This window comes from Curtobacterium sp. MCBA15_001 (genome assembly GCF_001864835.1).
Classification (GTDB): Bacteria; Actinomycetota; Actinomycetes; order Actinomycetales; family Microbacteriaceae; genus Curtobacterium.
Genome location: NZ_MJGI01000021.1, coordinates 166,424 through 179,157, shown reverse-complemented (window position 1 = coordinate 179,157; position 12,734 = coordinate 166,424). Strand labels below are relative to the sequence as shown.

Here is a 12,734-nt window from a genome sequence, read left to right as displayed (position 1 = left end):
TCCGGCGCTGGTCACGACCAGGGCGCGTGGCGCGTCAGGTCTGACAGCGCGGACACCAGTAGGTGTCCCGCAGCGTGAGCTCGGACTCGCCGAGCTCGCCGTACCGGATCGGTGTGCGGCAGCGCAGGCAGGGCTTGCCCCGGCGGTTGTAGACCCAGAAGCGGGACCCGGGCCGGTCGACGCCGGTCGTGACACGGGCGCTGCGGTCGCGGTTGGTCAGGATCAGGCGGTGTGCCAACGCGATCATCCGCGTCGGGTCCTGCACCTGCCCGACGGGCCGGGTCGGCAGGACGCCGCGCAGGAAGCACAGCTCGTTCCGGTACACGTTGCCGAGTCCGGCGAGCACCCGCTGGTCGAGCAGGGCCAGCCCCACCGGACGGTCCGGGTCCGCGGTCAGGTTCGCCTCGGCCAGTGCGGGGTCCCAGTCCGGGCCGAGCAGATCGGGGCCCAGGTACCCGACGACGTCGTCCTCGTCCGCGCGGGGCACGACCTCGAGCACGCCGAGGGCGAAGCCGACCGTGGAGACGTCCTCGGCGTCGAGCACCACGCGTGCCTGGTGAGCGGGGCGGCGCCAACGCTCACCCGGGCCGTAGACGTCCCACCGCCCCTCCATCTTGAGGTGCGAGTGCACCGTCAGGTCGCCGATCCGGTGCAGGATGTGCTTGCCACGGGGCAGGACCTGGTCCACCGTCCGGCCGACGAGGTCGAGCGTGGCGAACGCCGGCACACGGAAGTCGCTGCGCGTCAGCACCTTGCCCGCCAGTGCCGTGTGCAGGCGCGCCGCAGCACGGAAGACGGTGTCGCCCTCAGGCACGGTTCTCCGTGGTGTGGGTCGCTTCAGGCACGGAGTCGGACCCCCTGGGGTGTCGCGGCGAACCCGGCGGCGCGCAGCGCGTCACCGAGGGGCGACTCGAGCACGAAGACCCCGTCGACCCGCTCGACCGACAGCTTGTCGAGGCCGCTCCGGACCGTCGCCGCGATCGAGGTGGCGGCCGCGGCCAGGTCGGCCGGGTCCTCGGTGAAGGTCAGCACGGACTTGCCGCCGCGCTCCACGTAGACGCCGAGCTCGCCGTCGATGAGCACGACCAGCGCGCCCGCCTTGCGCCCCGGACGGTGCCCGCGTGCCTTCGACCCGTCGGACGTGGGCGGCGCGGGGACCGACGCTGCGGCGGCCTTCGTCGCGGCGGGAGCGTCGGCGTCCGGCTCCGTCGGGGCGTCGGTCGGCCACGGCAACGACGCCCCGTAGGGGTTGGCCGGGTCGGTGGCGGCCAGCGTCAGGACCTCGCGCGTGCGGTCCGGGTCGGCGCGTTCGGTGTCGTCGAGCTCGCGGGCGTAGGTGCGGAGCCGGTCGATGGTCGGGCTCGTGGCGAACTGTGCGGCGCCGAGGCCCTCGATGAAGTACCCGCGGCGGGCCCGCCCGGACTCCTCGAAGCGCGCGAGCACCCGGTACACGCCGGCGAAGCCGCCACGGACGCCCTCGACCTGCACGGCACCGCGGGTGACCACGCCGTACCGTTCGAGCAGCTGCTCGGCCGTGGCGGCAGCGCGGACGGTGCCGTCGGCCTCGGCGAGCGGCAGGAGCGACCAGCGCCCGCCGACGCTCGGCGGACCGGACTGCGTCGGCAGCGTGGGACGCCGACGGCCGCGGTAGGCGCGGGTGCGCGGCGTCGCCGTGCTCTTGGCGCGCCCGCCGAGCATCGCGCGGAGCGGTGCGAAGGTGTCGTTCGTGATCTGGCCGCCCCAGACCAGGTCCCACAGCGCGGTCGTGAGCGCAGCGTCGTCGGTGCTGCCGACGGCCTGGCCGAGCTGGCGGAAGAAGTACGCGCCACCCCCGGCCAGTGCCCCCAGGACGTCCCGCTGGAGTTCGGTCGTGTCGTCGCCGGAGGGCTCGGCCAGGGTCGTCGACGCGGTGTCGGCCAGGTGCAGGCGGACCCAGCCGTCGTTGCCGGGCAGGGTGCCGCCGCCGGACCACAGCACTTCGCCGGTGGCGGTCAGTTCGTCGAGCATGCTCGGCGCGTAGTCCGACACCCGGGCTGGCAGGACGAGGGACTCCCAGGCGCTGGCGGGCAGGGCGACACCGGCGAGCTGGTCGATCACCTGCAGCACGCCGTCGATGCCGCGCAGGCCGCCGCGGGTGCCGGGGACGCGGACGTGCTGCCACGCGGGCAGGAACCGCGCGAGCGTGTCCGGCGAGACCGGTTCGACCTCGTGGCGGAGCGCGGCGAGTGACCGGGTGCGGATGCGCCGCAGGACCTCGGCGTCGCACCACTCGGCGCCCTGCCGGTCAGGTCGGAACTCGCCCTCGACCAGACGACGGTCGGCGGCCAGTCGGCGCAGGGTGTCCTGGACGACGGCGATGCCGAGACCCAGGCGAGACGCTGCTTCCTGCGCAGCGAACGGACCGTGGGAGCGGGCGTACCGGCCGACCAGGTCGCCGAGAGGGTCCGCCACCGGCTCGATGAACGCAGTGGGCACCCCGATGGGCAGCGGCACCCCGAGGGCGTCACGGAGCCGGGCTGCGTCCTCGATGACGGCGTAGCGCGTCGAGCCGGCGTGCGAGAACGACAGGACACGACGGTCCCGCTCGAGGGACTCGAGCGTCGTCCGCACGGTGTCGCGTGCGGCCTCGTGGTCAGCGGTGGCGTCGTCGGTCGCGGCGAGCCAGCTGCGGGCGACGGCCTCGTCCAGGTCGAGCGCGCCGACCAGCCGGAGCACGTCCACGAGTCCTTCGGCGTCCCGCGCGCGGCGGTCGGGCGAGAGCCGCTGCAGGTCCTGTTCGGTCGCGGCGATGACCGCCGGGTCGAGCAGCTCGCGCAGTTCGGCCCGCCCGAGCAGTTCGCCGAGCAGGGTCGAGTCGAGCGAGAGGGCGGCCGCGCGGCGCTCGGCGAGCGGCGAGTCGCCTTCGTACATGAACGCGGCGACGTAGCCGAACAGCAGCGACCGGGCGAAGGGGGACGGCTGCTCGGTGTCGCTCTCGACCAGGCGGATCTGGCGGCGGCCGATCTCGTCCGCGATCCCGAGCAGGGCCGGGACGTCGTACACGTCCTGCAGGACTTCGCGCACGGTCTCGAGCACGATCGGGAACGTCGGGTACTTCTGGGCGACCTCGAGCAGCTGCGATGCCCGCTGCCGTTGCTGCCACAGGGGCGAGCGACGGCCGGGGTCGCGGCGGGGGAGCAGCAGGGCCCGCGCTGCGCACTCGCGGAAGCGTGCGGCGAAGAGCGCCGACCCGCCGACCTCGTCCGTCACCAGGGCTTCGAGGTCGTCCCGCTCGAACACGAACAGGTCGGCACCGGGCGGCTCGGCGTCGGTCTCGGGCACCCGGACCACGATGCCGTCGTCCGCGGCCATGGCATCGCCGTCGATGCCGTGCCGCTCGCGCAGGCGTGCCGCGACCGCCAGTGCCCAGGGCGCATGGACCTGCATGCCGTACGGGGAGTGCAGGATGAGCCGCCAGTCGCCGAGTTCGTCACGGAACCGTTCGACGACGAGCGTGGTGTCGTTCGGCACGTGCCCGGTGGTGGAGCGCTGTTCGCGCAGGAACGTCAGCAGGTTCGTGACGGCGCGCTCGTCGAGGCCACCGGCGGCGACCCGGGCGCGGGCGTCGGCGTCGGAGGCGCCCTCGACCTCTCGGATGAAGGCCCCGGTGGCACGGCCGAGCTCGGCGGGACGACCGAGGCCGTCGCCCTTCCAGAACGGCACCCGCCCGGGCTGCCCGAACGCCGGGCTGACGATGACGCGGTCGTGGGTGATCTCCTCGATCCGCCAGCTGGTGGCCCCGAGCGCGAAGACGTCCCCGACGCGGGACTCGTAGACCATCTCCTCGTCGAGTTCGCCGACGCGGGACGCCCGCTCGCCGACCATGAAGACACCGAACATCCCCCCGTCCGGGATCGTGCCACCGCTGGTCACCGCGAGCCGCTGCGCACCGGGACGCCCGGTCAGCGTGCCGTGCACCCGGTCCCAGACCAGTCGTGGGCGGAGTTCCGCGAACTCGTCGCTGGGGTAGCGGCCGGTGATCAGGTCGAGGGTGGCCTCGAACGCCGATCGGGGCAGTCCGCTGAACGGGGCACTGCGACGGACGAGCTCGAACCAGTGCTCGACGTCGAGCGTGTCGACGGCCCCGGCTGCGACGGTGTGCTGCGCGAGGACGTCGAGCGGGTTCGCGGGCACGGAGAGCGACTCGATCTCGCCCGCCACCATGCGCTCGACCGTGACGGCGCTGTGCACCAGGTCGGCGCGGTGCTTCGGGAACAGCACGCCGCGGGAGATCTCGCCGACCTGGTGTCCGGCTCGACCGACGCGCTGCAGGCCGCTGGCGACCGACGGTGGGGCCTCGACCTGCACGACCAGGTCGACCTCGCCCATGTCGATGCCGAGCTCGAGCGAACTGGTGGCGACCACGCACCGCAGGCGCCCGGACTTCAGGTCGTCCTCGATGATCGCGCGCTGGTCCTTGGACACCGAGCCGTGGTGGGCACGGGCGAGGACCGGCACGGTCCGGTCGGACCCGCCGCCCTCGGTCTGACCGGACTGGCCGATCACCTGGGCCGGCGGCCGCTTCGGCTGCGCGACCGGGGCGTGGGCCGAGGCCCGGGCCGGCGACTGCGCGCGGCCACCCGACGAGACCGCGGCCTCGACCAGCGCCCCGTCAGCCAGCGCCCCCTCGGACGCGGCGAGCACCCGTTCCTCGTGGATCTCGTTGAGCCGTGCCGTCAAGCGCTCGGCCAGCCGGCGGGAGTTCGCGAACACGATCGTCGAGCGGTGTTCCTCGATCAGGTCGACCACGCGTTCTTCGACGTGGGGCCAGATCGACCCGTTCGTCGGCGCATCCGTGGCATCGGCTCCGACCGGCGGTGCGCCCAGCTCGGTCATGTCGTCGACGGGCACCACCACACGCAGGTCGAAGGTCTTCTGTGCCGGCGGGGCAATGATCTCCACCGGGGCCCGGCCGCCCAGGAACCGTGCGACCTCCTCGATCGGCCGCACCGTCGCGGACAGCCCGATGCGCTGCACCGGCTTGTCGAGCAGGTCGTCGAGCCGCTCCAGCGAGACGGCGAGGTGCGCACCGCGCTTGGACGATGCGACCGCGTGGATCTCGTCGATGATGACCGTGTCGACGTTCGCCAGGGTCTCGCGTGCCCGCGAGGTGAGCATCAGGTACAGCGACTCGGGCGTCGTGATGAGGATGTCCGGCGGCAGGCGGAGCAGCTTCTGCCGGTCCGACGACGGGGTGTCACCGCTGCGGACGCCCACCGTGACGTCCGGTGGCTCGAGTCCCAGCCGACGGGCGGTCTGCGTGATGCCGACGAGCGGGCTGCGCAGGTTCCGCTCGACGTCGACACCCAGGGCCTTCAGCGGCGAGACGTAGAGCACACGCGTGCGCTGCTTGGCCGGCGGGTGGTCGGCCGAGCTGATGAGCCGGTCGATCGACCACAGGAACGACGCCAGCGTCTTGCCGGAACCGGTCGGGGCGACGACGAGCGCGTGCCGTCCGGTCGAGATCGCGTCCCAGGCGCCCGACTGCGCGGGGGTCGGCGCCGAGAAGGCACCGCGGAACCACTCGGCGGTGGCCGGGGAGAAGCGCTCGAGGACGTCCGTCATGGTCCGTCCCATCCTGCCCGTCACCCCCGACAACGAACCCAACGCGATCGGTACTTGACACAGCGACAGTTACCGATCTATCGTTGACACATCGCGACACGAACTGGAACACTCCGGTTCGACCGCGAGCCCACTTCGAGCACGAACCAGGAAGGAGTCACCATGCACCCCATGGCTGACCACGAGAACACCGACACCACCCAGGACCGCGGACGCCGCGGCCAGCACGGCCTCCGCTTCGGCGGGCCGCGCCACCACCACGCACCCGGCTTCGGCGGCCGCGGCGGCTTCGGCCCCGGCATGGGCTTCGGCCCGGGCTTCGGCGGCCCTGGCGGACCCGGCTTCGGCCGTGAGCGCCGTCGTCGCGGCGACGTCCGGCTCGCGATCCTCGGCCTGTTGGCCGAGGGCCCGCAGAACGGCTACGCCGTCATCAAGACGATCGCCGAGCGCACCGGCGGCGCGTGGAAGCCGAGCCCCGGCTCGGTCTACCCGACGCTGCAGCAGCTCGTCGACGAGGACCTCGTCGTCTCGACCGGCGACGGCCGCAAGACGCTCTTCGAGCTGACCGACGCCGGCAAGGCAGAGGCCGAGGCGAAGGCGGACGAGATCGCCGCGGCGTGGGAGTCCACCCCGGGCGTCCCCGACGCGCAGCGCGAGTTCATGGAGTCCCTCCGCAAGACGATGGGCGTGCTGCACATGTACCGCACCAGCGCGACGGAGGAGCAGACCAAGGCCGCAGCGGCCAAGGTCGACCAGCTCCGCAAGGACCTGCTGCAGATCCTCGCCGACTAGTCGATCTTCCTCATCGCGAAAGCGACAGATCTCAGCGGAACTTCGCGGCTGATCTGTCGCTTTCGCGACTGGGACCGACCGAAGGGCCGACGGGAGGCCCGGTGTCAGCTGGCACCGGGCCTCCCGTCCGTCGTCAGCCGCTGATGAAGGCGGACACGTCCGCGAGCTCGTCGGCGGACACCGCGTGCGGCAGTCCGGGGTAGGTCCGGTCGGTCACGTCCGTGTGCGCCGCTGCCCAGGCGCTCGTGCGCGCGGTGGCCTCGGCGGGGATGACCGCGTCCAGGTCCCCGTGCCCCAGGAACACCCGCGGACGCACCGCTGCGACGGCCTCGTCCCGCGTGTCCACGACCCCCGGCACGACGAAGCCCGACAGCGACACAGCGAAGGCGAAGCCCGACGGCCGTGCGCGCAGGAGCTGCAGCGCCATCGACCCGCCCTGCGAGAACCCCAGCAGGCCGATGCGCGGGTGCTCGGGTGCGACGGTGTCGATCCACGCGAGCACGTCCTCGACCGCGGCGTCGACGGGCTCGAGCGCCGGGGACCCGGGCGTGCCGAGTGGGTACCAGCTGAAGCCCGGACCCCACGGCATCGGTGCCCGGAGCGCAGCGATCGTCCACGACGGCGGCAGCGCGGGTGCGAGCCCGAGCAGGTCGCGCTCGTTCGACCCCACCCCGTGCAGTGCGACGAGCAACGGCGTCCCCGCCCGCTCGGGTTCCGGTCGGGTCCACTGCACGATGTCCGCGTCGATCACGGGGACCACGCTAACCGCCACGGGGACGACGCCATCCGTCCACGTCGACCGCGCCGTACGCCGAACACGCGCGTGCGGCTGGTAGACACGGTGCATGGCCTCGACGCGTACCCCCGACCCCGATCCCGACTCCGGCTGGCTGTCCGACGAGGAACTCGCCTCGGTCCGCCGCCGTCTGCCGATCTGCTACGTCGAGGCCATCCCCGTGCGCACCGACGGGCTCGGCGTCGTGACCGAGGTCGGCGTGCTGCTGCGCGTCGCCCCGAGCGGGTCCATCGCCCGCACGCTGGTCTCCGGCCGCGTCATGTTCGGCGAGTCGATCCGCACGGCGCTGTTCCGCCACCTGGAGAAGGACCTCGGGCCGATGGCGTTCCCGCAGTTGCCCTCGAACCCGGCGCCGTTCACGGTGGCCGAGTACTTCCCGCTGCCCGGCGCCTCGGTCTACACCGACGAGCGGCAGCACGCGATCTCCCTCGCCTACGTCGTCCCGGTCACGGGCACGTGCGAGCCGCGCCAGGACGCCCTCGAGCTGACGTGGATGACCCCGATGGAAGCGGCGTCGGCGGCGGTCTCCGACGAGATGGAAGGCGGTCGCGGCGCCCTCATGCGTGCGGGGCTCGCCTCGGTCGGCGCGCTGCTCTGACCGTGTGACGGGAGCCGCGCGCCCCGAGCACGACGAAGCCCCCGCGGTCCGTGACGGACCCGGGGGCTTCGCAGTGCGGCCTGCACGGCCGACTTGGGTGTTACTTGTTGTCCTTGAAGCTGTCGGCGACGCCGTGCGCGGCGTCCTTGACGTCGGTCGCGCCCTGCTTGGCCGAGGCCTTGGCCTGGTCGGTCTGACCCTCGGCCTTGAGGCGGTCGTTGTCCGTCATGTTCCCGACGGCTTCCTTGGCCTTGCCGGCTGCCTTCTCGGCAGCGTTCTTGATGTCATCGATGCCAGCCATACGCGGCTCCTTCCGTCGGTGGACAGGTCACTCGGTGGCCGCTTGCGCGACTGCCGATGCCCCAGAACGTACCCGTCACCGGGCTGCGGTTCCCAGGAGTCGTCGAGGTTGGCGCAGACGTCGAGATCGGGTCAGCGCGAGGAGCCGGCCGGACGCGATGCCCGACGCGAGCCACCGGTCCGGCGGGCGCCGCCGGACTCGTTCGACGCGCTGCGACCCGGGGCGTAGCCACCGTCCGACGACCACACCGGAGCCGAGCCACCGCGGACGGTGTCGCTCGACGCGCGGCGGCTGCCACCGGCGCGGCGCTGCCCACCCGAGGCGGCACCGGAGCCGGCCTCGGCGGAACGACCGCCGCGACGCCCGGAACCGGCCGTGCTGGATGCCGAACCGGTCTGCGCGGCCGCAGCCGGGCCTCCTGCCCGACCCCCGCGACCACGGCCACGACCGCGACCCTGACCGGCGGAGTCGGAGGACGCCGACTGCTGCCGACGCTGGGGCTGCTGCTGGACCGGCGCCTCGGCGACGTGACGGACCGGGGCGATCTCGCCGACGAGCGCGGTGACGGGGGCGGAGGTCGCGGTGACCTGCTGCGGCTTCGCGGTGATCGCGGCCTTGCGCATCATCTGCGCGACGTCGCGACGCTCGGCGGGCATGACGACCGTGACGACGTCACCGGACGAACCGGCACGCGCGGTGCGACCCGAGCGGTGCAGGTACGCCTTGTGCTCGGTCGGCGGGTCGACGTGCACGACGAGCTCGACGGCGTCGACGTGCACACCACGGGCGGCGACGTCGGTGGCGACGAGGACCAGGGCCTCACCGGCGGAGAACTTGGCGAGGTTGCGCTCACGGGCGCCCTGCGACAGGTTGCCCTGCAGGTCCACCGCGGGGATGCCCTGGCTCGACAGCTGCTTGGCCAGGCGCTTGGCGTGGTGCTTCGTGCGCATGAAGAGGATGCGTCGACCGGTGCCGGAGGCGAGGGTCTTGACGAGGTCCTTCTTCGCGTCGGCGTCGGCGACCTCGAACACGTGGTGGGTCATCGCCTCGACCGGGCTGGACTCGTCGTCGACGGAGTGCATCACCGGGTCGTGCAGGAACTTCTTGACGAGCTTGTCCACGCCGTTGTCGAGCGTGGCGGAGAACAGCAGACGCTGCCCCTGCTCGGGCGTGGCCTGCATGATCTTCGTCACGCCGGGCAGGAAGCCCATGTCGGCCATGTGGTCGGCCTCGTCGAGGACGGTGACCTCGATCGAGTCGAGCGACACGTGGCCCTGCTGCATGAGGTCGGCGAGGCGGCCCGGGCAGGCGACGACGACGTCGACGCCGCCGCGGAGCGCGTCGACCTGGCGGCCCTGCGAGACACCGCCGAAGATCGTCGTGGTGTTCAGGCCCATCGCCTTGGCGAGGGGAGCGAGCGTCGCGTCGATCTGCGTCGCGAGCTCACGGGTCGGAGCGAGGACCAGCGCGCGGGGGCGGCCGGCGCGGCGCTTGCGGGGGCTGGCTGCCAGGCGGGCGGCGAGCGGGATCGCGAAGGCGATCGTCTTGCCGGAGCCGGTACGGCCGCGGCCGAGCACGTCCTTGCCCTGCAGCGAGTCGGGGAGGGTGTCCACCTGGATCGGGAAGGCGGTCTCCTTGCCCTGGCCGACGAGCACGTCGACCATCGGGGTGGGGACGCCGAGATCGGCGAAGCGGACGTCAGCAGTGGGGGTGGTCATCGTGACCTTTCGTGGCCGTTGCCGGCCATGGTGCGCGCTCGATCGGCGCGCGGGCGGGAGCGTGTCCGCGTGCCGGTGCTCGCTCGAGAGCTGGTGCTCGGGAGCGGGCGGGGCGGTGCGGGCACTGTCGCCGCAGCAGAGAGCCTGGCACCGGTCTCCGGGTCCGGACGGGTTCCGGGAGGAGGGTGGTGCGCGATACGCATCGGTCGAGTTCGACCGGGAGGTTTCGGGGGCGTCCGTACGACGCACGAGGCGATCGGCGCCTCGAGTACGACCAGTGTAGCGCTCCGACGGGCTCGGCCGGAAGAGGGGCCGCGGAGCACCGGTCTGCTGCGGATCGGCAGCCGTCTGCGAGGATGCCGGGGTGCGTCCTGTGCTCTCCGCCGTCGTCCTGGCGGTCGTCGCCGTCCTCGGCCTGACGGCGTGCAGCGCACAGTCGGCCGACACGGTCCGCGCCTTCCCCACCTCGGGCGTGCCGGACTACCAGCTCGGCGGCGCGTACACACCGGCTCGCGGCGTCACGATCGTCGAGCGGGACAGCACCGCGCACCCCGCCCCCGGCGCCTACGGCATCTGTTACGTCAACGGGTTCCAGACCCAGCCCGGGGACGCCGCGCTCTGGACCGGGAAGCACCCGGGCGCCCTGCTCCGCAACGACGACGGCGACGACGACGGCGACCCGGTGTCCGACCCGGGCTGGCCCGACGAGATGCTGCTCGACACCCGGACCGCCGCGACGCGTGCCGAGATCGTGTCCGTGCTCACGACCTCGATCGTCCGGTGTGCCGACCGGGGTTTCGACGCGGTGGAGTTCGACAACCTCGACTCGTGGACGCGCTCGCACGGTGCGCTGACGCGGGCGGGCAACACCGTGCTGGCGAAGGCGCTCGTCGCGGTCGCCCACGAGCACGGGCTGGCCGCCGGACAGAAGAACACGCCGCAGCTCGCCGGCGCGGGGAAGCGCGACGTCGGGTTCGACTTCGCCGTGGCCGAGGAGTGCGTGACCTACGACGAGTGCTCCGCGTACACGGAGGTCTACGGCGACCGGGTGATCGACATCGAGTACACCGACGACACCGCGGGCTCGTGGCCGGACGTCTGCGATCGGGACGACCGGCCGGCGATGACGATCCTGCGCGACCGCGACCTGGTGGCCCCGGACGACGAGGCGTACGTGTTCGAGCACTGCTGAGCGCCGGGCACGGTGCACCGTCGGCGCTCCGTGCGCGGTTCACGGCGCGGTGCGAGCTCGTTCCGGCGCACGAGGCGAGCAACCTCGCACCACCCGGCAACCGCGCACGGTGCGCGGCAGCACCGCGCTAGGCGGGCCAGGCCTCGCGCAACGCGGCGGCCGTCTGGTCCGCCGACAGCCCCGCCGCCCGCGCCGTCGCCACGAGCGCCCGCACGGCCTCGGCGACCTCGTCCGGCACCTCCGCCGGACGCACCACCCGGGTGCCGGCACCCCGCGCAGTCTGCACGAGCCCGGACTCCTCGAGCAGCGTGTACGCCTTCGCCACCGTCCCCGGCGCGAGCCGCAGCTCGTCCGCCAGCGCCCGGACGCTCGGCAGCCGCTGCCCGTCCACCAGGTAACCGGCACCGATCTGCGCCGCGATCTGTGACCGGACCTGCTCGAACGGCGGGATGCGTCCGCCCGCGTCGATCGCGACGAGCCCGCTCGCCGATCCCGTGTGCGTCTTCGTCGCCATCGTGTCCGCCCTAGAAGTCGTACTGCTCGCCGACCGGGATCGCCACCGGCACGGTGTTGCCCGGAGGCGCCAGCGGGCACGCCCACGCGGGGTCGTACGCGCACGAGGGGTTGTACGCGAAGTTGAAGTCGAGCACCAGTTCGCCGTCGTCCCCGCCGAGGTCAGCGCCCTTGATCGTGTCGAGCAGGTAGCGCCCACCCCCGTAGGTCCCGCGGGCCTTGCCGGCGCTGGCGTCCTTCACGGGGACGAACACGCCGCCCGCGTACCCACCGTGCGACCACACGTCGAGGGTGCCGATCCCGGGCAGGCGCACGACGCCCAACCGGTCGAAGTGCACCGTGCCGTCGGTGCCGGTCTCGACGTCCATGGCCTGGGCCTCGGCGGGCTCGACGCGGGCCCGGAAGCGCCACTCGGGGTCGTAGGCCGGTACGGGCAGTTCCTCGAAGTCGACCGCGTCCTCGTCGAGCAGCGGGCTGGCCGGGTGCTCGGCGAACATCGCGTCACGGGTCTCACGCCACATCGCGTGCGCGGTCTCCGGGTCGGCGGTCGCACGGACGCGGCGGTACAGGTCGAAGGTCATCCGCCGCCAGTCCACGGTCGCCAGCGTGCTGTGCACGCGGTCGTCGGTCGTCGGCTCCTGGGGGCGCGTCTGGCTCACGAGACGAGGCTACGCTCGCCCGGCCGTGACCCACCAGCCTGGAGGCAGGGATCGCGTCCGTCCCGTGACCTGCGCTCAGGCAGGTGGCCAGGTCGGTGCCTGCTGCCGCATCCGCAGCGCACGCCACTGCCAGATCACCCACATGCCCGGCCACAGCGCCAGCCCGAGCACCGCGGGGCGCATCCGGTAGTCGAGCCGGTCGACGAACAGCGTGGTGCCGTCGGGCAGCGCCGTCACGGCCATCCGGTGCCGCATGGTCATCCGTCCGAACAGGCCGCTCGTCCCGCCGCCGTTGTCGCGCTGCACGGGGACGCCGTCGACCTCGTACAGGTCGATGTCGACGTGGCTGTTCCCGCTCGGGACGACGCCGAGCGCGCTGGCGGTGATCGGGTGCGGCTGCCCGGGGGTCCAGCGGTGCGGGAAGCCCGCCGGGTCGAGCGAGCGGTACACCAGGAACGGCTTCGTCACGCCGACCATCACCGCGGGGGAGAGCAGGGCGTCGCGGACGACGTCGACGGGAGCATCGAGGACGAGACGGAGACCGACGTGCATGCGCGGGAC

At 73.0% G+C, this 12,734-nt stretch carries 11 protein-coding genes; 3 read left to right on the top strand and 8 right to left on the bottom strand.

Translation table 11 applies throughout. The features are described 5' to 3' along the window. Window positions 1-34: 34 nt before the first annotated feature. Together BIU90_RS07295 and BIU90_RS07290 are read right to left on the bottom strand one after the other, a co-directional pair. A complete protein-coding gene (locus tag BIU90_RS07295) occupies window positions 35-814 on the bottom strand; it encodes a DNA-formamidopyrimidine glycosylase family protein (protein ID WP_071299557.1) in 780 nt (259 codons plus the stop codon). Window positions 815-837: 23 nt separating this feature from the next. Next, window positions 838-5,604, bottom strand: coding sequence for an ATP-dependent helicase (locus BIU90_RS07290; protein ID WP_071299556.1), 4,767 nt, complete (start codon window positions 5,602-5,604; stop codon window positions 838-840). Between the two features lie 171 nt (window positions 5,605-5,775). Between BIU90_RS07290 and BIU90_RS07285 the strand changes: the two genes are divergently transcribed. Continuing rightward, window positions 5,776-6,396, top strand: coding sequence for a PadR family transcriptional regulator (locus BIU90_RS07285; protein WP_254786970.1), 621 nt, complete (start codon window positions 5,776-5,778; stop codon window positions 6,394-6,396). A 133-nt stretch (window positions 6,397-6,529) separates the two neighbouring features. On the opposite strand, the gene BIU90_RS07280 is transcribed toward BIU90_RS07285, so the two are convergent. After that, window positions 6,530-7,147: an alpha/beta hydrolase gene (locus BIU90_RS07280; protein WP_254786969.1), complete on the bottom strand. Its 618-nt coding sequence runs from the start codon at window positions 7,145-7,147 to the stop codon at window positions 6,530-6,532. A 94-nt stretch (window positions 7,148-7,241) separates the two neighbouring features. On the opposite strand from BIU90_RS07280, the gene BIU90_RS07275 reads away from it, so the two are divergent. Beyond that, a complete protein-coding gene (locus BIU90_RS07275) occupies window positions 7,242-7,790 on the top strand; it encodes an NUDIX hydrolase family protein (protein WP_071299553.1) in 549 nt (182 codons plus the stop codon). A 100-nt stretch (window positions 7,791-7,890) separates the two neighbouring features. Here the strand turns inward: BIU90_RS07275 and BIU90_RS07270 are convergent, their stop codons facing one another. Together BIU90_RS07270 and BIU90_RS07265 are read right to left on the bottom strand one after the other, a co-directional pair. Further along, complete coding sequence (locus BIU90_RS07270) at window positions 7,891-8,091, bottom strand: CsbD family protein (RefSeq protein ID WP_071299552.1); 201 nt, start codon at window positions 8,089-8,091, stop codon at window positions 7,891-7,893. Between the two features lie 131 nt (window positions 8,092-8,222). Next, the gene (locus tag BIU90_RS07265) at window positions 8,223-9,809 is read right to left on the bottom strand and encodes a DEAD/DEAH box helicase (protein WP_071299551.1); all 1,587 of its coding nucleotides are present in this window, start codon (window positions 9,807-9,809) and stop codon (window positions 8,223-8,225) included. Window positions 9,810-10,173: 364 nt separating this feature from the next. On the opposite strand from BIU90_RS07265, the gene BIU90_RS07260 reads away from it, so the two are divergent. Then, entirely contained in the window at window positions 10,174-11,001 is an 828-nt protein-coding gene (locus BIU90_RS07260; protein WP_071299550.1) for an endo alpha-1,4 polygalactosaminidase, read from the top strand. Between the two features lie 127 nt (window positions 11,002-11,128). Here the strand turns inward: BIU90_RS07260 and BIU90_RS07255 are convergent, their stop codons facing one another. From BIU90_RS07255 to BIU90_RS07245, 3 genes are all read right to left on the bottom strand, one after another. After that, window positions 11,129-11,515, bottom strand: coding sequence for a GntR family transcriptional regulator (locus BIU90_RS07255; RefSeq protein WP_071299549.1), 387 nt, complete (start codon window positions 11,513-11,515; stop codon window positions 11,129-11,131). A gap of 10 nt (window positions 11,516-11,525) precedes the next feature. Then, entirely contained in the window at window positions 11,526-12,095 is a 570-nt protein-coding gene (locus BIU90_RS07250; RefSeq protein ID WP_071299779.1) for a DUF1684 domain-containing protein, read from the bottom strand. Between the two features lie 153 nt (window positions 12,096-12,248). After that, window positions 12,249-12,725: a hypothetical protein gene (locus tag BIU90_RS07245; protein ID WP_071299548.1), complete on the bottom strand. Its 477-nt coding sequence runs from the start codon at window positions 12,723-12,725 to the stop codon at window positions 12,249-12,251. Window positions 12,726-12,734: the final 9 nt, after the last annotated feature.